General features: G+C 71.3%; 16 protein-coding genes and 2 pseudogenes. 11 read left to right on the forward strand and 7 right to left on the reverse strand.

What is annotated here, in order from left to right; translation table 11 throughout:
* Positions 1–90: 90 nt before the first annotated feature.
* A complete protein-coding gene (locus tag ACFCZF_RS26385; protein ID WP_376673735.1) occupies positions 91–750 on the reverse strand; it encodes a TetR/AcrR family transcriptional regulator in 660 nt (219 codons plus the stop codon).
* A gap of 148 nt (positions 751–898) precedes the next feature.
* Here ACFCZF_RS26385 and ACFCZF_RS26390 point away from each other — a divergent pair, with 148 nt between their 5' ends.
* Together ACFCZF_RS26390 and ACFCZF_RS26395 are read left to right on the forward strand one after the other, a co-directional pair.
* Positions 899–2188, forward strand: coding sequence for an MFS transporter (locus ACFCZF_RS26390; RefSeq protein WP_376673736.1), 1290 nt, complete (start codon positions 899–901; stop codon positions 2186–2188).
* An 11-nt stretch (positions 2189–2199) separates the two neighbouring features.
* Positions 2200–3978: a glycoside hydrolase family 3 protein gene (locus tag ACFCZF_RS26395; protein ID WP_376673737.1), complete on the forward strand. Its 1779-nt coding sequence runs from the start codon at positions 2200–2202 to the stop codon at positions 3976–3978.
* A gap of 1 nt (position 3979) precedes the next feature.
* On the opposite strand, the gene ACFCZF_RS26400 is transcribed toward ACFCZF_RS26395, so the two are convergent.
* Positions 3980–5425, reverse strand: a complete 1446-nt coding sequence (locus ACFCZF_RS26400) for a sensor histidine kinase (RefSeq protein WP_376673738.1) — start codon at positions 5423–5425, stop codon at positions 3980–3982.
* On the reverse strand, positions 5422–6129 hold the full coding sequence (locus ACFCZF_RS26405; protein ID WP_376673739.1) for a response regulator transcription factor: 708 nt from the start codon (positions 6127–6129) through the stop codon (positions 5422–5424). Before ACFCZF_RS26405 ends, ACFCZF_RS26400 begins: the two co-directional genes overlap by 4 nt.
* 109 nt (positions 6130–6238) lie before the next feature.
* Here ACFCZF_RS26405 and ACFCZF_RS26410 point away from each other — a divergent pair, with 109 nt between their 5' ends.
* From ACFCZF_RS26410 to ACFCZF_RS26420, 3 genes are all read left to right on the forward strand, one after another.
* Positions 6239–7471 (forward strand): glycosyltransferase, encoded by a 1233-nt coding sequence (locus ACFCZF_RS26410; RefSeq protein ID WP_376673740.1) that lies wholly within the window; start codon positions 6239–6241, stop codon positions 7469–7471.
* A complete protein-coding gene (locus ACFCZF_RS26415) occupies positions 7468–8502 on the forward strand; it encodes an SDR family NAD(P)-dependent oxidoreductase (protein ID WP_376673741.1) in 1035 nt (344 codons plus the stop codon). The genes ACFCZF_RS26410 and ACFCZF_RS26415 overlap by 4 nt, the downstream gene beginning before the upstream one ends.
* 63 nt (positions 8503–8565) lie before the next feature.
* Entirely contained in the window at positions 8566–9852 is a 1287-nt protein-coding gene (locus ACFCZF_RS26420) for an LCP family protein (protein ID WP_376673742.1), read from the forward strand.
* A 221-nt stretch (positions 9853–10073) separates the two neighbouring features.
* On the opposite strand, the pseudogene ACFCZF_RS26425 reads toward ACFCZF_RS26420, so the two are convergent.
* Positions 10074–10334: pseudogene (locus ACFCZF_RS26425) on the reverse strand (peptidase dimerization domain-containing protein); the annotation flags it as partial.
* A 69-nt stretch (positions 10335–10403) separates the two neighbouring features.
* Between ACFCZF_RS26425 and ACFCZF_RS26430 the strand changes: the two are divergent.
* From ACFCZF_RS26430 to ACFCZF_RS26455, 6 genes and pseudogenes are all read left to right on the forward strand, one after another.
* Positions 10404–10457 (forward strand): annotated as a pseudogene (locus ACFCZF_RS26430) (hypothetical protein); the annotation flags it as partial.
* Positions 10458–11156, forward strand: coding sequence for an Lrp/AsnC family transcriptional regulator (locus tag ACFCZF_RS26435; protein ID WP_376673803.1), 699 nt, complete (start codon positions 10458–10460; stop codon positions 11154–11156).
* Positions 11099–11320, forward strand: coding sequence for an Lrp/AsnC ligand binding domain-containing protein (locus ACFCZF_RS26440; RefSeq protein WP_376673743.1), 222 nt, complete (start codon positions 11099–11101; stop codon positions 11318–11320). The genes ACFCZF_RS26435 and ACFCZF_RS26440 overlap by 58 nt, the downstream gene beginning before the upstream one ends.
* Before the next feature lie 250 nt (positions 11321–11570).
* Positions 11571–13130, forward strand: coding sequence for an APC family permease (locus tag ACFCZF_RS26445; protein ID WP_376673744.1), 1560 nt, complete (start codon positions 11571–11573; stop codon positions 13128–13130).
* 106 nt (positions 13131–13236) lie between these two features.
* On the forward strand, positions 13237–14637 hold the full coding sequence (locus tag ACFCZF_RS26450; protein WP_376673745.1) for a glycoside hydrolase family 5 protein: 1401 nt from the start codon (positions 13237–13239) through the stop codon (positions 14635–14637).
* A gap of 83 nt (positions 14638–14720) precedes the next feature.
* Positions 14721–16250, forward strand: coding sequence for a ricin-type beta-trefoil lectin domain protein (locus ACFCZF_RS26455; RefSeq protein ID WP_375911300.1), 1530 nt, complete (start codon positions 14721–14723; stop codon positions 16248–16250).
* Positions 16251–16268: 18 nt separating this feature from the next.
* Here the strand turns inward: ACFCZF_RS26455 and ACFCZF_RS26460 are convergent, their stop codons facing one another.
* The 3 genes from ACFCZF_RS26460 to ACFCZF_RS26470 form a co-directional block, all read right to left on the reverse strand.
* The gene (locus tag ACFCZF_RS26460; RefSeq protein WP_376673746.1) at positions 16269–16922 is read right to left on the reverse strand and encodes a YceI family protein; all 654 of its coding nucleotides are present in this window, start codon (positions 16920–16922) and stop codon (positions 16269–16271) included.
* Positions 16923–17076: 154 nt separating this feature from the next.
* Positions 17077–17595, reverse strand: coding sequence for an ATP-binding protein (locus tag ACFCZF_RS26465; RefSeq protein WP_376673747.1), 519 nt, complete (start codon positions 17593–17595; stop codon positions 17077–17079).
* Between the two features lie 81 nt (positions 17596–17676).
* Positions 17677–19116 (reverse strand): FGGY-family carbohydrate kinase, encoded by a 1440-nt coding sequence (locus ACFCZF_RS26470; RefSeq protein WP_376673748.1) that lies wholly within the window; start codon positions 19114–19116, stop codon positions 17677–17679.
* Positions 19117–19128 lie beyond the last annotated feature (12 nt).

Below are 19128 nucleotides of genomic sequence, written 5' to 3' on the forward strand. Positions count from 1 at the left end.
GCCTCCCCGTGGACGGGGCGGGAGGGCGACTCCTGACCAGATCCTTGCTTTTCGAACACGCGGGCACGCCGATGTCGACGCGCGACCGCTTCAGACGCGCGCGGGCAGGCCGGAGCCGTCGACGGTCGCGACGCGCAGCAAGCGGTCGAGGTAGGTCCGCAGTCGGCCCGCCATGTCGTACGACCCGGGGGCGAGCGCCCACTGCAGTTGCAGCCCGTCCATGACGGCGGCGATCTCCGCGGCGATGCCTTCGCAGTCGGTGCCCCGTTCGAGTTCGCCGCGATCGACGGCGGCGCGCAGTGACTTGGTGATTTTGCCGATCACCGTGTCGTAGCGGCGGAGAAAGTAGCCGTGAGCGGGATGGCCACGCTCGCCCGCCTCCGCGGCCAGGACATTGAACATCCTGGTGCGGCCGGGCCGTGCCGCGTTGTGCGCGGCGAGGTCGACCAGCGCATCGAAAGCCTCGACGGCGGACCGCGGTTCCCGGGCGAAGAACCGCGCCGCGTCCTGCTCGTCGCTGTGCCGCAGGACCGAGACGAGCAGGTCCTCCTTGCTGCGGAAGTGGTGCAGCAGACCGCCCTGGGTGATGCCGACGTCCTTGGCGATCCGCGCGAGCGAGGAGGCGTGGAAGCCCCACTGCGCGAAGTGCTCGACGGCGACGTCGAGGATGCGGGCGCGGCGCTCGTCGCCCACCGCGTAACTGCCGCGAGCTGCGGATCTACGGGGCTCGGGGCCCTGGGTGCGGTCCATGTCCATCACCTTAATCCGCGTTTCGACAAGCCCTGGGAGGGTGTGATTCAAGCCACTCGTGAAAACCTACTGCCTACTCGGTTTATGCGTCTACGGTGTGGGCGTCGGACGGCGAGGAAGCCGTCCCCCTCCCCTCTGGAGAGCCGTCATGGCCGTCATCCCCGACGCCGCGCCAAGCGCCGAGTCCCCCGCCCCGGCCCCCTCCGCACCACCTCGGCCCGCCTCCGCGAAGCTGGTTTTCGGCCTCGCCTTCGCCCAGTTCGGCGTGATGCTCTCGCTGCTGACACCGGTGATGGTCACGCTCGCGCTCCGCGTCGCGCAGATCGTCCCGGAGGACGACCGGGGCTCCGCCCTGGGCCAGGTCCTCTCCCTGGGCGCGGTCCTCGCGATGATCGGCAACCCGGTCTTCGGCTCCCTGTCCGACCGCACCCGCAGCCGGTTCGGACGCCGTCGGCCCTGGCTGATCGGCGGCATGGCGGCCGGGTTCCTCGGCCTGCTCGTGGTCGCGCTCGGCGGCAGCGTCCCGGTCCTCATGCTCGGCTGGGCCCTCGCCCAGCTCGGCGGCAACGCGGCGCTGTCCGCGGTCGTCGCCGGCGTCCCCGACCTGGTGCCCGAGCAGCAGCGCGGCAAGGTGTCCGGCATCATCGGCATGATGACCTCGGTGGCGATGATCGTCGGCACCGTCCTGGCCAACGCCTTCGACGACAACCTCGCCCTGGCCTTCGTCGTGCCGGGCGCCATCGGTCTCCTCGGCGTGGGCTACCTGACCTCCGTCATGCAGGACCGCCCCGCCACGCCGGGCGCCTTCGCGCCGTACAGTGCACGCGAGTTCCTGCGCTCCTTCTGGGTCAGCCCGAAGCGGCACCCGGACTTCGCCTGGAACTTCGCCGGCCGCTTCCTGGTCTTCGTCGGCATCTCCTGCGTCACCAGCTACCAGGTCTACTTCCTCATGGACCGACTCGGCTACAGCGAGGACGAGGTCTCCGGGAAGGTCCTGATCGGCACGGTCGCCATGGTCGCCGCGGTCATCGCCGGATCGCTCCTCGGCGGCACCCTCTCCGACCGGTCGGGCCGCCGCAAGCCGTACGTTCTCGGCGCGTCGCTGGTCATCGCCGCCGGTCTCCTGCTGGTCGCGACGGCGCACTCCTTCCCGGTCTTCGTCCTCGCGATGGTCGTCTTCGGCTTCGGTGAGGGCCTCTACCTCTCGGTCGACGTGGCCCTCGCCGCCGCCGTCCTGCCGAACCCCGAGGAGTCCGCCAAGGACATGGGCGTCCTCAACATCGGCAACGCCCTCCCGCAGTCCCTCGTCCCCATCGTCGCCCCCGCCCTGCTCGCGGTCGGCGCGGGCGACGAGAACTACGGAGCGCTCTTCCTCTTCGGCGGCATCGCGTGCGTTCTCGGCGCGCTCGCCGTCCAGTTCATCCGCAGCGTCAAGTGAGGCACCCGGTCATGACATCCACGCCCAAGGTCCGCGACGAAGGCCACCCCTACCAGAATCCCGAACTCCCCGTGGAGCGGCGGGTCGAGGACCTTCTCGCCCGCATGACGCTCGCCGAGAAGGCGGGCCAGCTCTTCCACGCGATGCTCGCCATGAAGCCCGACGGCTCGACCGTCGAGAAGGGCGACCCGGGCATGGTCGAGCTGGACACCACGCACATGCTGCACGGCCAGTACCTGACCCACTTCAACCTCCTGGGGACCTACGAGGCGGCCGCCATGGCCCGCTGGCAGAACACCCTCCAGGCGATGGCGGCCGACACCCGCCTCGGTATCCCCGTCACCCTCTCCACGGACCCGCGACACGCCTTCACCGACAACGTGGGAACGTCGTTCAACGCGGGCGCGTTCTCCGCCTGGCCCGAACCACTGGGGCTGGCCGCCCTGCGCGACGAGCGACTGGTGTACGAGTTCGCCGACACCGTCCGCCGCGAGTACCTGGCCGTCGGCTTCCGCGTCGCCCTGCACCCCCAGATCGACCTGGCGACCGAGCCGCGCTGGTCCCGGCAGAGCGGCACCTTCGGCTCCGACGCCGCGCTCACCTCCCGACTCGTGCGCGCCTACGTCCGCGGACTTCAGGGCGACCGGCTCGGCCGGCACTCCGTCTCGGCCATGGTCAAGCACTTCCCGGGCGGCGGCCCGCAGAAGGACGGCGAGGACCCGCACTTCGCCCACGGCAAGGAGCAGGTCTACCCGGGCGGCATGCGCGACCTGCACCTGGAGCCCTTCAAAGCAGCCATCGCCGCCGGCTGCGCCCAGATGATGCCGTCCTACGGGCAGCCCGTCGGCACCGACTGGGAGGAGGTCGGTTTCGGCCTCAACAAGGGCGTCGTCCAGGACCTGCTGAGGGACCGGCTCGGTTTCGACGGCATCGTCTGCACCGACTGGGGCCTCGTCACCGACGCGGAGATCTTCGGCGAGACGCACCCGGCGCGCGCCTGGGGCGCCGAGTCACTCGCGGAGACCGAGAGGGCGGCCCGGATGCTGGAGGCCGGCTGCGACCAGTTCGGCGGCGAGTCCTGCCCCGAACTGGTCCTGGAACTGGTGGAGTCGGGCCGCCTGCCCGGTTACCGCCTCGACGCCTCCCTGCGCCGCGTCCTGCGGGAGAAGTTCGTCCTCGGCCTCTTCGACGACCCGTACGTCGACGTGGGCCGGGCCGCCGAGACCGTCGGCCGCGCCGACTTCCAGGAAGCCGGCGCGCGCGCCCAGCGCCGATCGCTGACCCTGCTGACCAACGGTGACGGGACCGTGCCGGTGACCGGCCGGCCCAAGCTGTACGTGGAGAACGTACAGGCCGAAGTGGCCGAGGAGTACGGTCGACCGGTGGCGCGCCCCGCCGACGCGGACGTGGCGGTACTACGGCTCCGGACCCCCTACGAGCCGCGTGCCAACAAGTTCGAGTCGTTCTTCCACTCGGGGACCCTCGCGTTCCCGGAGCACGAACTGCGGTCGATACTCGACCTGTTGGCCACCGTCCCGACGATCGTCTGCATCAACCTGGAACGTGCCGCCGTCATCCCGGAGATCGCCGAGAGCGCGGCGGCGCTGATCGCCGACTACGGCGCGAGCGACGCCCCGCTGCTCGACGTGGTGTTCGGCCGGGCCAAGCCCGAGGGGCGTCTCCCGTTCGAGCTGCCTCGGTCCATGGAGGCCGTCGTGGTGTCCCGTCCCGACGTCCCGAACGACACGGCCGATCCCGTCTTCCCCCACGGAGCGGGACTCACCCTGTGACTCACGCGCGCGGGGCTCCCGGCCAGGGACCGAACTGGAGGCGGAACAGCGCGCCGCCACCGGAAGCCTGCTCCGCGGTGAGCGTGGCACCGTGCGTGCGGGCGATCTGGCGGGCCATCGCCAGACCCAGTCCGGAACCGGGCAGCGAGCGGACCGACGGGGCGCGGTAGAAGCGGTCGAAGATGTGGGGGAGGTCCCCGGGAGCGATACCGGGCCCGTGGTCCCGGACGGTCAGCTCGCGGTCGTCGACCACCACCTCCACCTCGCCGTCTGGCGGGCTGAACTTCGCCGCGTTGTCCAACAGGTTCGTCAGCAGTCGGGCCAGCCTGGAGGGGATTCCGGGGCGCAGCACGCCGGTGGCCCGGTCGGTCGTGCGGAGCTCGAAGCTGACCCGGGGCCAGCGTTCCCGGGCGGTGTCCACGGCGTGCCGGGTCAGGCCGGCCAGATCGACCTGTTCGAGCAGCGGACGCGGTTCCTCGTCGCGTGCCAGCTCGATCAGGTCGTTCACCAGGTTCGTCACGTCCGTCAGCTGCCGCACCAGCGCCCCGGCGGCCCGCTCCCGCCGGTCCACGGGCAGCCGGTCGGCGAGGGCGAGGAGTTCGGCGTTGGTCCGCAGGGCGGTCAGAGGGGTGCGCAGTTCGTGGGAGGCGTCGGCGATGAGCCGCCGCTGGGCGGTGACGGAACGGTCCAGCTCCTCCAGCATCGTATTGAACGTCCCCGCGAGCCGGGTGATCTCGTCGTCGCGCGCAGGGCCGCGGGGCGCCGGGCCGGGCAAGGTGATGCGGTGCCGCGGGTCCCGGGTGGCGGCCACCCGTTCCGCCGTGGCCGTGAGCCGGGTGACCGGTGCCAGCCCCGTGCGGGCGACGCCGTAGCCGAGGCCACCCGCCGCGAGTACGCCGGCCGCCCCTACGGCCACCAGGAGCCAGGCCGCCTGGCGCACGCCCCGGTCGGCGACGTCGGAACGCAGCGCCACCTGCACGGCTCTGTCGTCACCGTAGGAGATGGTGAGCATGCGGGCCGGATGACCGGCGACGGTGATGGCGCGGTACGAGGGCTCCCGCCGGCCGGCCGCGACCTCACGCGTCCCGTCGGACACCGGAAGGGCGTAGGGCTCGGCGGGATCGTCGGCGGGGTCCCGCGGGACGATCTGCGCGCAGGCCGGAGCGCCCAGGTAGCGGCACTCCGCCCGGACGACGCCCGGTCCGGAAGCCTGTTCCTGGCGCGAGACGAGGTTCGCCGACTGGGCGAGGCTCTGGTCGAGCTGCTGGTGGAGCTTGAAGCGCAGCACCAGGAAGGCCGCCGTACACACACCGACCACGACGAGCGCGACCGCGGCGGAGGCCGCCAGCGCCAGCCGGGTACGCAGTCGACGCGGCGCGCGGTCGCGCGGTCGGCCAAGCAGCGCACGCCACGACGCCCCGCCGCGGGGCCCTTCCGGCCCGCTCATGCCGTGTCCAGCCGGTACCCCACGCCGTGCACCGTGTGCACGAGGCGCGGTTCGCCACCCGCTTCCAGCTTGCGCCGCAGGTAGCCGACGTAGACCGCGAGGGAGTTGGAGTCGGGACCGAAGTCGCGGCCCCAGACCAGCTCGAAGAGCACCGCGCGCGGCAGCACCTGGCCGGGATGCAGCAGCAACTGCTCCAGCAGCGCGAACTCCGTGTGGCTGAACTCGATGGCGCGCCCCCCGCGCCATCCGGTGCGGGACTCCGGGTCCACCTCCAGGTCGGCGAAGGTGAGCCGGCCGCCGTCGTCCGGCCCCTCGGGGGCGGCCCGGCGCAGCAGCGCCCGTACCCGGGCGGTCAGCTCGTCCAAGGCGAAGGGCTTGACCAGATAGTCGTCGGCGCCCGCGTCCAGCCCGTCGACCCGCTCGCACACCGCGTCCAGCGCGGTCAGCACGAGAACCGGCGTACGATCCCCGATCGCACGCAGCCGACGGCATAGCCCCAGACCGTCGAGCACCGGCATCAGAACATCGGTGACGATCACGTCGGGCTGCCAGACCGCCACGTCGGACAGCGCCGCCAGACCGTCGGCGGCGCCCCGCACCGCGTACCCCTCTACGGTCAGGCCGTCCTCGACGGCGGCCCGTACCTCCGGCTCGTCGTCCACCACCAGAATTCGCTTCGCCACGGCACCAGCCTGCCAAAGCATTTCTGAGAGACCTCTTATGCCGTCCGTCCAGCGTGGCGGTTCCGGGCCGCCTCGGTCCGGGGCGCCGGTTCTTAGATCTCTCTTAGAGCGCGTCAGCAGCGTGGCCCCCATGAGGACACCGCGAATACCGCGAACACCCCAGCCCCGTCTGTCGGTGGTGATCGGCGCCGGCGGCACCGGCGGCCACATCTACCCCGGCCTGGCACTGGCCGACGCGTTGCGGCGGGCCGTACCCGATGCCGTGGTCTCGTTCGTCGGCACGACACGCGGACTGGAGACCCGGCTCATTCCCGAGGCCGGTTACCGGCTGCACACCGTCGACATGATCCCCTTCGATCCGTCGCTGGGCGCGAAGCGCTTCCTGCTGCCCGCCGCCCTGGCGAAGTCCGGCGCCCAGTGCCGGGCGATCCTGCGCGAGCAGGGCGCGCAGGTCGCGGTCGGCATGGGCGGTTACCCGAGCGCACCCGTGATCGTCGGGGCGCGGATGGCCGGTCTGCCCAGCGTGATCCACGAGTCGAACGCGGTACCGGGCCGCGCCAACCGGTTCGCGGCCATGCTGACCGACCGGATCACCCTGGCCTTCGACGAGTCCCGGGAGCACCTCTCCGGTGGCCGGCACGCCGACACCGTGGGCATGCCGATCGCCGCGGAGCTGGCCGCGCTGGACCGTCCGGGACTCCGGGCGGCCGCCCGGCACGCGCTCGGCGTCCCGGGCGACGGCCGGCTGCTGCTGGTCAACGGCGGCAGCCTGGGCGCCGCCCGGCTCACCGCCGCGGCGACCGGCCTCGCCCGGCACTGGCGACACCGCACCGACGTCCACCTCCTGATCAAGACCGGTCCGGCCGCTCTGGACGACACCCGGCGGGAGCTGGACCGGTCCGGCGCCGCCCGCGTCGCCACGGCCGTGCCCTACCTCGACCGGATGGACCTCGCGTACGCGGCCGCGGATCTGGCCGTGTGCCGGGCCGGTTCGGCGACCGTCGCCGAACTGTCGTCCACCCGTACCCCCGCCGTCCTGGTGCCTTACCCACATGCCCCCGGTGACCACCAGACCCACAACGCCCGGGTTCTCACCGACGTAGGCGCGGGCCTGCTGCTGCCCGACGCCGAGACGGACGCCGACCGGCTGGCCACCCTGGTCGAGCCGCTGCTGGCCGAGCCGTCCCGGCTCGCCGCCATGGCCGCCGCCGCCAACCCCGGCACCCACGTCCACGCCGCCGACCTGCTGGCCGCACACGTCCTGCGCCTGTCCGGCCGGACGGCACCCCACCCGGGCGGCCCGGTCCATCCGGGCCACCCGCCCCTGTTCGCACACCACACCGATACGGAGACCCCGGCATGACCGCCACGCACACCCCCGCCCCGCACACCACTGCCGACTTCGACTGGACCGGACGCACCGTCCTGGTCACCGGAGCCGAAGGATTCATCGGCTCCGCCCTGGTCGACCTCCTCGTCGCCCGCGGCGCCGAGGTCCGCGCCTTCGTCCACTACAAGCCGTACGCCGAGAAGGGCCACCTCGCCCACCACTTCACCGACCCGCACAGCCCGGTCGAGATGCTCGCCGGCGACGTCCGCGACGCGGGCCGGGTGATGGACGCCGTGGCCGGCTGCGACACCGTCTTCCACCTCGCCGCCCTCATCGGCATCCCCTACAGCTACGAGTCCCCGGGCGCCTACGTCCAGACCAACGTCGTCGGCACCGAGAACGTCGCCGAGGCATGCCGCCGGCACGCGGTGCGCCGCCTGGTGCACACCTCCACCAGCGAGGTCTACGGCACCGCCCGCACCGCGCCGATCAGCGAGGACCACCCGCTGCAGCCGCAGTCGCCGTACTCGGCCTCGAAGATCGGCGCCGACATGATGGCGCTGTCGCACTGGCACGCCTTCGAACTCCCCGTCACCGTCGTCCGCCCCTTCAACACCTACGGCCCCCGGCAGTCCGCCCGCGCGGTCATCCCCACGATCCTGTCCCAACTGCACTCCGGCACCCGGCAGATCCGCCTCGGCTCACTCACCCCCACCCGGGACTTCACCTACGTCACCGACACCGCCGCCGGCTTCCTCGCCCTGGCCGCCTGCGACCCGGCCGTCGGGCGCGCCGTCAACCTCGGCACCGGCCAGGAGATCTCCGTCGGCGACCTGGCCAAGGCACTCATCGCCGCCTCCGGGCGGGACGCCGAGATCGTCGTCGACCCCGCCCGGCTGCGCCCGGCGGGCAGCGAGGTGCAGCGCCTGCTCTCCGACAACTCCCGTGCCCGCGACTGGGCCGGCTGGCAGCCGGAGGTCTCGCTGGAGGAGGGGCTCCGGCACACCTCCGACTGGGTCGCCGACAACCTCCGTCTCTTCGCCACCGACCGCTACCACGTCTGACAGACCCGAGCGGCCCCGCGGGGCGTCCACCCCGCAGGGCCGCCCCCACGGAGGTCATCCACTGTGCGCCTCACCCTCGCCCGCCACGCCCGCGGCGCCCGCCACGCCGACACGACCCGTCGGCGCCGCTCCCGCCGCCGCACCCTGTACTGGGGCGGCGGGCTGCTCTGCGCGGCCCTCGCCCTCGGCGGCTGGGCGGCCTACAACCGACTCGACGGCAACCTGGCCACCACCGACATCGACGCCCGACTGGGCGACGACCGGCCGGCGCGCACCGCGGAAGGGGCCACCAACATCCTCGTGCTCGGCTCCGACTCCCGGGCCGGGGCCAACCGCGCCTACGGCGCCCATGTCAGCGGTGCGCGGTCCGACACCGCCATGCTCGTCCACCTCGACGCCGACCGGACGACCGCCGCCGTCATCAGCGTCCCCCGCGACACCGTCGTCCACCGCCCGCCCTGCCCCCGGCCCGACGGCGGATCGACGCCCAAGGAGCAGGCGGCGATGTTCAACACCGCCTACACCGTCGGCGGCAGCGCCTGCACCGTGAAGACGCTGGAGGAGATGAGCCGGGTACGCGTCGACCACGTCGTGGAGGTCGACTTCACCGGCTTCAAGAAGCTCGTCGACGCGATCGGCGGGGTGCGGATCTCCGTACCGCAGGACATCCACGACCCCAAGAGCGGCCTGGACCTTACCGAGGGCACCCATCACCTGGACGGAGAGCAGGCCCTGGCCCTCGTCCGCACCCGTCACGGCATCGGAGACGGCAGCGACCTGGGCCGCATACGGCTCCAGCAGAAGTTCCTCGCGGCCCTGACCCAACAGCTCCGGTCCGACCGGCTGCTGAGCGACCCCGTCCGCCTGTACCGGGTCGCCGACACCGCCACCTCGGCCCTGACGACCGACAAGGACCTCGGCTCCCTGCGGGCCCTGACGGCGCTGGCGCGCAGCCTGAGCGGCATCGACCCCGGCGACATCGACTTTCCGCACCCTGCCCGTACGGCCCTACCCCCGGGACCCCAACCGCGTCGTGGCCGCCCAGCCCGAGGCCACGGCGCTCTGGCAGGCCGTCCGCCGCGACGAGCCACTCCCGCCCGCGCGCTGAAGGCGGGGGCGGACGGCGGCCGGCGGTTCGGTGTGGACGGCTCTCAGAGACAGGCAGCCTCTCCCGCCCGCCGCTTCGCGAGACGCGCCATCAGCGACGAGCGATGGTGCTCGTCGGTGGCCAGGCCGATCGCCGTCCACGCCATCGCCAGGCCCCCGTCGAGCACGGCGCGATCCGCGCCAGGACTGGTGCCGAACCGTGTGAACTCCGGATTGTGCATGGTCGCGTCGCCGCAGTCGTAGCCGATCACCGGATGGATCGTCGGTACGACGTGGGACACGTTGCCCATGTCGGTGGACCCGGCGCGCATGGACGCGTCGTGCGGTGCGACCGTGCGGCCGAGGTCGCTCACGGCGTTCCGGTAGAGCTCGGTCATGGCCGTGTCCTGACGGAGGTCGGCGCAGTCGTTGCCCACGGCGTCGAGAGTCAGCTCCGCGCCGGTCGCCAGGGCGCCCGCCTCGAAGCAGGCCCGGACACGGTCCTGGAGCGCGCGCAGGGCGTCGGCGGTCTCGGCCCGGCAGTCGTAGTCCGCGGTGGTCCGGCCCGGGATGACGTTGGCCGCCTCGCCGCCGGAGGTGACGATGCCGTGCACGATCCCGCCGGGCGGCATCTGCTGCCGGTAGGCACTGATCGCGACCTGCGCGATCATCATCGCGAAGAGTCGGCCGATACCGGCGTGGGAGACTCGTGAACAGCGGAATCCGGCGAAGAGGGTGCGTGACATGGCGGAAGCGGCGGCCGGGCCACGGCCCCCCGGTACACCTTCGACGACGTCGACCACGCGATCCTGCGCGTGCTCGGCCGCGAGCCCCGTGCGGGCCTCGCCGACGTCGGCACCCGGGTCGGGGTGCACGAGCGCACCGTCGCGCGCCGGCTGGAACGCATGACCGCCACCGGCCTCGTACGGTTCACGGCAGCGCTGGTGCCCGAGTACCTGGGAGAAGGCATCGTCGCCGAGCTCGCTGTCACCTGCCTGCCGGGCCGCGTGCACGAGACGGCGACGGCCCTGGCCAGGCGGCCCGACGTCTGGTCCGTCGAGGTCGCCACCGGCGATCTCCAGGTTTTCGCCGAACTCCAGGCACGCGATCACGAGCAGCTGTTCACCGCCGTCGACGAGGGGATCGGCCGCGTCGAGGGCGTACGGGACGTCCACTCGTCCGTGGTCCTGCGGCTCCTCCTCACGGCGAACGACTGGTCACCCCTCGATCCCGAGCCCACTTTCGTACGCCGTACGGTCAGCGAGGGCCGCCCGCTGCCGGACCCGCCTTCGCTCGACGCCCTCGACCGCACCCTAGTCACGCTGCTGGAACAGGACGCGCGGATACCGTTCAGCCGTCTCGCCCGCGAGCTGCGCGTCGGCGAGACCACGGCCCGGCGACGCCTCGCCCGGCTGATGACCTCGCACGCGCTGCATCTGCGCCTGCTCGCCGAACCGTCCTCGGCTACCCGGTGGAGGCCCGCTTCCGGCTCTCCGTGCACCCGGGCGCGGTGGACGAGGCCGTCCGCGTCCTCGCGCGGGAGCCGTCCGTACGCCACCTCGCGCTGACCACCGGGCGCACGAACATCCTCGGCTACGCGAGCCACGCCTCCATGGCCGACCTGAGGACGTTCGTGGCCCGCGCCTTCAGCACCCTGCCGGGACTGCACTCGGCGGACACCTCGCTCCTGATGCGCACCTACAAGCGCGCGGGCGCGCCGGCTCGCCTGTGAGCACGCCCGCTCGGGAAGTGTGACGCAGGTCATGCGATATACCTGAACCGCGTGAATCGGCCACATCTGCGATAACCGAATATCGGACGGTCGTTGCTCGCTCTTTGGGAGCTACGAGTGACGCCCGCCCATCCCCTCCGCAGTGCAGGCGTATCACCTCCATCGCCTTCAATCCCATGGTGAAGTGCGTGATGGCCGGTCGAGTCACGGAACCGCCACCACGGAAACCGCAGGACTTAACGTCTTGTTCATGACTCAGCTGGACGTGCGGCTCAAGGCCCCCGAGCCGGGCGACGATGCCTCCGCCGAAGGTATGCGCGCAAAGGGCCTCAACGGGAACTCCGTAGGCCTACTGGGCAGTGCCGTCATCGGCGTCTCCACCGTGGCCCCGGTCTACTGCCTCACCTCCACGCTCGGCTCGACCGCCGGCGAGGTGGGAGTGCAGATGCCCGCGGTGTTCCTCGCGGGCTTCCTGCCGATGCTGCTCGTCGCCTTCGCCTACCGTGAGCTGAACAAGGCCATGCCCGACTGCGGCACGTCGTTCACCTGGACGGTCCAGGCGTTCGGTCCGCGCGTGGGATGGATGTGCGGTTGGGGCCTGGTGATCGCCACGATCATCGTGCTGTCGAACCTGGCCGGCGTGGCGACCTCGTACTTCTGGTTGCTCGCGGGAGAGATCACCGGAAGTGCCTCGGTGGCCGAACTGGACGGCAACAAGTTCGTGCACATCGTGACCTGCCTCGCGCTGATCGCGATCGCCACAGTGATCAGCTATCGCGGGATGACGGCCACCAAGGGCCTCCAGTACGCCTTGGTGGCGCTGCAGCTCCTGGTGCTGGCCGTCTTCGTGGCCATGGCCTTCTCGAAGGCCGGAAGCGCTGACCTCCCCACCTCCGCCGATTTCTCCTGGTCGTGGCTCAACCCGTTCGCCGTCCAGTCGTTCGCCGCCTTCACGGCGGGCCTCTCGCTGTCGATCTTCATGTACTGGGGCTGGGACGCCTGTCTGACGGCCAACGAGGAGACCAGCGGCAGCAGCCGTACGCCGGGCCGGGCGGCGCTCGTCGCCATGATCGTGCTCGTCGGTTCCTATCTGGCCACGGGCGTCGCCGCGCAGATGGTCGTGGGCTCCGGTGACCAGGGCCTCGGACTGGCCAACCCCGACACGTCGGACAACGTCTTCGCCGCCCTCGCCGGCCCCGTGATGGGCCCGAGCCTCGGCGTCCTGCTGTTCGTCGCGGTCCTCGCGTCGGCGGCGGCGAGCCTGCAGACGACGTTCATCCCCGTCGCCCGTACGGTCCTGGCCATGTCGACGTACGAGGCACTGCCCGCCTCCTACGCCCGGGTCCACCCGCGTTTTCGCACCCCGGGCCGTGCCACGGTCACCGCGGGCGTCGCCACGGGCGTCTTCTACACGGTGATGACGCTGGTCAGTGAGCACGTGCTGGTCGACACGATCTACGCGCTCGGCCTGATGATCTGCTTCTACTACGCACTGACGGCCTTCGCCTGCGCCTGGTACTTCCGCGCCGACCTGCTCAAGTCGGGGCGCGACCTGATGTTCAAGGGGCTCTTCCCGCTCGTCGGCGGCGGCCTGCTCGCGGCCGTCTTCGTCAAGACGCTCGCCGACATGTGGGACCCCGCCTACGGCAGTGGATCGTCCGTCCTCGGGGTCGGATCCGTCTTCGTGATCGGCGTGGGGCTGCTCGTACTCGGTGTCGTGATCATGTGCGTGATGCGTCGCCGCAGCCCCGCCTTCTTCCGCGGCGAGGTGCTCACCCGGTCGACCCCCGCCCTGGTCGCCGAGGACTGAGACGCAGAGGCGGGCCGTGGCGGACTTCGGCGCCCGCACTCTTGAACAACTGTCAGCTTTCCTGATGTGATCTGCGGCACTGTCGACCGACCGTGCCGGAGGTCCCATGTACCGCCGTCTGTGCGCCGTGCTCGTCTGCGTTGTCCTGCTGTCCACCACAACCGCCCACGCGAAGTCCGCCGTCGAGGACCACCGGGACCCGCCACTCGGCATCCCCCGGCTCACGGACGACCGGGGCCGCGTCCTGACCCTGCGCGGCTGGAACGTCGAGGACAAGACCCACCGCGGCGAGGCCGCTCTGTCCGCGATCGGCGAGCGTCACTTCCGGGACCTGCGGGCCCGGGGTTTCAACTTCGCGCGGCTGCTGGTCTTCTGGGACGACCTCGAACCCGAGCGGGGCCGCTACAGCGAGAGGTACCTTCGCAAGATCGAACGGATCCTCGACTGGGCGCACAAGCACCGCGTCCACGTCCTGATCGACGCGCACCAGGACGTCTTCGGGCCCGCGTTCGGGCACCGCGGCATCCCCGAGTGGGCGACGCGGACCGACGGGCTGCCGTTCACCCCGCACCCCGACGACTGGTTCTCCGAGTACTTCGAACCGGCCGTGCAGCGTGCGTTCACCCACCTCTACGAGGACCCGGACCTGCGGCGCGCGCAGGCGGACATGTGGCGGGTGCTGGCCGGACGCCTCGGGGACCATCCGGCCGTCCTCGGCTACGATCTGATCAACGAGCCCATGGGCGAGATCGCGCAGGGCGAGGACCTGCCGACGGCCGCCCGGCGCATCGAGCGCGAACAGCTCACCCCGCTGTACAACCGCCTCGCCGACGCCGTCCGCTCCGTCGACGACGACTCCTGGATCTTCTTCGAACCGACCCCCATCGTGGGCGAGGGCGTCCCCACCGGTCTGGGCCGGATCGACGACCCGAAGGCCGTCTACGCGCCCCACTTCTACAACACGGCGATGGAGGCGGGCGCCGACTACGACCCTTCGGCCGGCTGGATCGAGGCGTACGAGTCCGCGGTGACCGCCTATCCGCGGCAGTACCGCGTCCCCGTCGTGGTGGGGGAGTGGGGTCCGCTCAACAACTCCCTGCCGAACATGAGGCGCTTCTACCGTGACGCCCTGTCGTCCCTGAACCGCTACAGCTCCGGTTGGGCGGGCTATGTCTGGTGCTACGGCGGCGGGTACTGCGCCGTCGACGCAGAGGGACGCTTCCGGACCAACAAGGAGCAGACCGCGGCCCCGTACGCCCCGGCGGTCGCCGGCCGGGTCACCGCCGAGGTCCACGAGCCGGGCGGCGGAGCCTTCCGGCTGTCGTACCGGGCCGGGCGCGGCGTCACCGAGATCTCCGTGCCGCCCCGGGCGGGTGGCTGGCGCATCGAGCTGACCGGCGCCCGCACGGCCACGCCCGTGCTGCCGGGTGACCGCGCGGCGATCGCGCGCGTGCGGGCGCGGCCCGGCGCACACGTCACCGTCGTCGTCACTCCGCGCAAAAGTTGAGCAGTTGTCTTGTTTCAAGCATTCCCACGCTGCCTACCGGTCAGTACAACCCCTGGTAACACCTGAACCCACCAGGAGGTGCAGTGAAGGACGAACGGCACAGACACCACTGGCTGACGGCGGCCGCCGCCGCGGTGGCGGTGGCATGCGGATCCATCACCGCCGCCGCCCCCGCGCAGGCCGCCCGACCCGGCGCCGCCGAGTCCGTCTCCTCCGTACCGCTCTCCTCCGAACTGGAGGCCATCCGCTCGGCCGAGGCCACCAAGCTCTACGGGAACCCGGCGGAACGACCCCTCGGAGACCGCAGGACCAGCCTGATCTCACTCGGCGACAGCGAGATCTCGGGCGAGGGAATCGGCACCTACGAACCCGGCACCAACGGCCCCGACAACTGGTGCCACCGCTCGCCGGACGCCGCCATCCACCGCACCGGGATCCCCGCCGACCTCACGTTCAACGTGTCGTGCTCCGGCGCGTACACCGGCAACATCCGCATCGGCGGCTCCAAGCAATACGCCGACGAACTCGTGCAGAGCGACAGCCTCGCGATCAAGGCGCGCAACACCCGCGTCAAGATGGTGCTGCTGGTCGCCGGAGCCAACGACGACCTCCAGTTCGGCCCCGTCATGACCGACTGCGTCACGCGCTACCTGCTCATCCAGGGCCCCTGCGAATCCAAGTACGCCCCCGGCTGGCAGGACCGGGTCGACGCTCTCGTGCCCAAGGTCGAGCAGACCGTGCGCGACCTGAAGAGCGTGATGAGGGACGCCGGTTACGCCGACGGCGACTACAAGCTCGTCGTCATGGGCTACCCCAGCCCCATCGGCCCCGACTTCCGCGACAACCCGGCCTTCTCCGGCAAGCTCGCCTGCGGCGGCCTGGGGTACGACTCCGACACCGTCTGGGGCCGCAACAGCGCGGTCCCCGCCTTCGAACGCGGAATGCGCGAGGCCGCGGCCGACACCGGTGCGATCTACCTCGACAACTCACGGCTCTTCCACGGCCACGAGGTCTGTATGGAGGACACCTGGGCCCGGGGCGCCTACATCGACCTCTCCAAGCCCGGCCTCCCGGACGCGAACTCTCTCCGCCAGTCCTTCCACCCCAACAAGCGCGGCCACGCCGCCTTCGCCTCCTGCCTCACGCAGCTCTACGACTCGGGCGCCCGCGAGGCGAGTTGCGCGGACGTCGACTCCTCCGGCAAGCCGGTCCTCTTCCCGTACGCCTGGGACACGGCCTACCGACCGCTGACGAACCGGGCGACCGGCACCTGCGTGGACGTCGACGCCGCCGCGAGCGCCAACGGCACCCGCGTCCTCGGCTGGGCGTGCCACGGTGGCCGCAACCAGGGCTGGTGGTACGACCCGGCACGGGGCACCATCCACACCGAGCTGACCCAGGACCGCTGCTTGGACGTCCCCGACACCAGGTATCCGGCCGGCACGGGCCTGGTCCTGTGGAACTGCCACGGCGGGGCGCATCAGAAGTTCGTCCGTGACGGGGCCACGATCCGGCCGGCCTCCGCGCGAGGGCTCTGCCTCACCCTGGCAGGCCCGAGCGAGCCGCTGCGGATCCAGAACTGCGACGGATCGGAGAGCCAGCACTTCACGTAGAGGGCACCACTCACGGCCCTATGACGTCGACCGGACCGCCGAGATGTCGAACTGCAGCCGGACCTTCTCGCTCACCATGGTGCCGCCCGCCTTCAGGCGCTGGTTGTAGACCAGGCCCCACTCCGTACGGTCGATGGTGGTGGTGCCGTCGAAGCCGGCCCGCTCGGAGCCGAACGGGTCCATGACCGAGCCGAGGTAGTCGAGCTGCAGGTCGACGGTCCGGGTGACGTCGCGGATGGTCAGGTCCCCGGTCATACGGAAGTTCTCTCCACCCTCGTGGACGGTGGAGGTGCTGCGGAACGCCATCTCCGGGTAGCGGCGCACGTCGAAGAAGTCGGGGCCGACGAGGTGCGCGTCCCGTTGTTCCACGCCCGTGTCGACACTGGCGACCCGGATGACGAGGTCGGCCCGCGACTCGGAGGGCCGGGCTCCGTCGAAGTACAACGTGCTGTCGTAGTCGGCGAAGGCTCCTCGCACCGTCGTGACCATCGCGTGCCGCACGGAGAATCCGATGCGACTGTGCGGCCGGTCGATGGTCCACCGCCCGGTCAGCGCGCGAAGTGCGGGGTCGAGCGCGACACCCCGGGCCGCGGCCTCCGCGCCTGTGACGCCGGTGTCGACAGCCGAAGTCCGTTCGATGACGGCGGTCTGGCGACGGCTGAAGATACCCATGATCGTGAGCCCTTTCCCATCTGGTACTCCGTGCTATCACGGCATCGCCGAACACCGCCCAGCGAGATGGGCCGCCTCGTCCGGCTTCCATGGGGTCGACTGCGAAGCTGCACAAGATCAACATAATGTGCTTCCGCTCGCGTCGCAGCGGGCCTCAGCTTTTGACGGCCCCTGCGATCCGCAGAGCGGCCTCGGCGGGCGTGAGGTGCGTGGTGTCGACGACCTCGGCCTCGCCGTGCAACCACGTGCGGGCCGCCTCGGCGTACGGCTCGAGGTATCTGAGGCGGAACGGGGAGGGCACGGGAGAGTCCCCCTCGATGCGCCCTCGGAGGGTGTCCTGGTCGGCGTGGAGGACGAAGTGCCTCACCGGGATGGCGTGTTGAGCGAGGCCCGTGCTGATCTCGCGCCAATACGGCTCGACCAGGACAGTCATGGGCACCACCAGAGTGCCGCCGGTGTAGTCGAGTACGCGGCGGGCGGTCTCGACGACGAGCGGCCGCCACGGCGGCCAGTGCTGGAAGTTGTCCGTCTCGGGCAAACCCGGCGTGATGTCCATGAGTGTCTCGCCGACCTTCTCGGCGTCGAACACCCGGGAATCCGGGAGCAACTGCTGCACGAGTGCACTGGTCGTCGTCTTGCCCGCGCCGTGGGTGCCATTGAGCCATACGATCACGGGACGCCATGCTAGCCCGGGCATGGCGGCGGGACGCAGCTCGGCGCCCTCCAGGGGCGCGGTCGCGTACGGCTGGAGATCTCAACCGAAGATGTCGTACGTGCGGCGGTAGAGCGCGTCGGTGTGGTCGCGGACGTCCCGGTGCACCGCCTCAAGACGGCGGTAGAGGTCATGGTTGTCCCGGTTCGGGAGGAAGACCTCGCCGGGGCGGACCATCTTGGTGACGGCCTCCTCGAAGTCGGCGTGCACGCCGAGACCCACGGCCGCGCAGATCGCGGCACCCAGGCCCGCGGCACTGGACGCATCGGCGCGGCGGGCCGGGACGCCGTGCACGTCGGCGTGGATCTGCATCATCAGATCGGAGCGTGAGCCGCCGCCGGAGACGATGACCTCGCGGTGGGCGGTGCCGAGTTCCCGCGCCATGCGTGCCGTCGTGTCGTGGATCGTCATCGCGAGGGCTTCGAGGATCGACCGGTAGATGTGGAAGCGGCTGTGGCGTCCGTCGAAGCCCAGGATCGTGCCCTTGCGGAAGGGTGCGTCGCCGGGGGCGAGCCAGTCCAGTACGGTCATCAGGCCGTCGGCTCCCGGCGGTACCTTCGCCGCCTCGTCGTTGAGATGGTCCTCCACGCTCAGCCCGGCCTCGCGCGCCGCGGCGGTGACCTCCTCGCCGAGCAGGTCGCGGTACCAGCTGACCGTCCACATGCCGCGCCGCACTCCGCCGGACTCGTACAGGTAGGAGCGCGGCACGGAGGCGTAGTTGACCCAGAAGTCCGTGACGTCCGTGACGTTGCGGGGCCCGGTCGCCATGCCCGCCACGTACGTGCCGAGCGAGACGAGGAGTGTGTCGGGGGTGCGCAGTCCGCAGCCCAGGGCCTCGACCGCCTTGTCGTTGGCCGTGGCGACCACGGGTACGCCGGCGGGGATGCCCGTGTGCCGAGCCGCGGCATCGGTGACCTCGCCGAGGACGTCGCCGGGCAGCACGAGGTCGAGGAGGAGCTCGCGCCGCATGCCGAACTTGGCGATCTCCGCGTCGTCGTCGGTCCACCGCCAGGTGTCCGGGTCGAGGGGCCACATGCCCGCGTAGTTGGCCGCCGTGTCCCGGAAGTTCCCCGTCATCCGGTGAGTGATGTAGCCGGAGCTGGTCGTGACGCGGGCGGCCTCCGGGTCGGTGTCCGTGTACGGCAGGCCGACGCGCTCGTCCATCCAGCTCATGACGGGCTGGGCCAGCGTGCCGTCAGCCCTGAGAACGGCGCGGCAGAAGCGGATGGTGCACAGTCCCACCCCCGCGATGTCCGCCGGATCCCCGTCGAACGCGGCGAGTGCGGCGCGGCTCGCGGCGCCGATCGACGCCCACAGGTCGTCGTCCGGATGCTCCACGACGCCGGGGCGCGGGGTGTCGTAGGGGCGCAGCGCGGCGCGGCCCTCGCTGACGGCTCGCCCGTGGGCGTCGAAGACGGTCACTTTGGACGACTGGGAGCCGTTGTCGATGCCGATGAGGTAGCGGGGGCGGGCGCTGGACATGGCCACTCCGGG

The organism is Streptomyces sp. NPDC056296 (assembly GCF_042268605.1).
Taxonomy (GTDB): Bacteria; Actinomycetota; Actinomycetes; order Streptomycetales; family Streptomycetaceae; genus Streptomyces.

Bases quoted from the DNA above. Each gene is read 5' to 3' on its own strand.
- ACFCZF_RS26385 (WP_376673735.1), bottom strand. From the start codon at position 750: ATGGACCGCACCCAGGGCCCCGAGCCCCGTAGATCCGCAGCTCGCGGC.
- ACFCZF_RS26390 (WP_376673736.1), top strand. From the start codon at position 899: ATGGCCGTCATCCCCGACGCCGCGCCAAGCGCCGAGTCCCCCGCCCCG.
- ACFCZF_RS26395 (WP_376673737.1), top strand. From the start codon at position 2,200: ATGACATCCACGCCCAAGGTCCGCGACGAAGGCCACCCCTACCAGAAT.
- ACFCZF_RS26400 (WP_376673738.1), bottom strand. From the start codon at position 5,425: ATGAGCGGGCCGGAAGGGCCCCGCGGCGGGGCGTCGTGGCGTGCGCTG.
- ACFCZF_RS26405 (WP_376673739.1), bottom strand. From the start codon at position 6,129: ATGCTTTGGCAGGCTGGTGCCGTGGCGAAGCGAATTCTGGTGGTGGAC.
- ACFCZF_RS26410 (WP_376673740.1), top strand. From the start codon at position 6,239: ATGAGGACACCGCGAATACCGCGAACACCCCAGCCCCGTCTGTCGGTG.
- ACFCZF_RS26415 (WP_376673741.1), top strand. From the start codon at position 7,468: ATGACCGCCACGCACACCCCCGCCCCGCACACCACTGCCGACTTCGAC.
- ACFCZF_RS26445 (WP_376673744.1), top strand. From the start codon at position 11,571: ATGACTCAGCTGGACGTGCGGCTCAAGGCCCCCGAGCCGGGCGACGAT.
- ACFCZF_RS26450 (WP_376673745.1), top strand. From the start codon at position 13,237: ATGTACCGCCGTCTGTGCGCCGTGCTCGTCTGCGTTGTCCTGCTGTCC.
- ACFCZF_RS26460 (WP_376673746.1), bottom strand. From the start codon at position 16,922: ATGGGTATCTTCAGCCGTCGCCAGACCGCCGTCATCGAACGGACTTCG.
- ACFCZF_RS26470 (WP_376673748.1), bottom strand. From the start codon at position 19,116: ATGTCCAGCGCCCGCCCCCGCTACCTCATCGGCATCGACAACGGCTCC.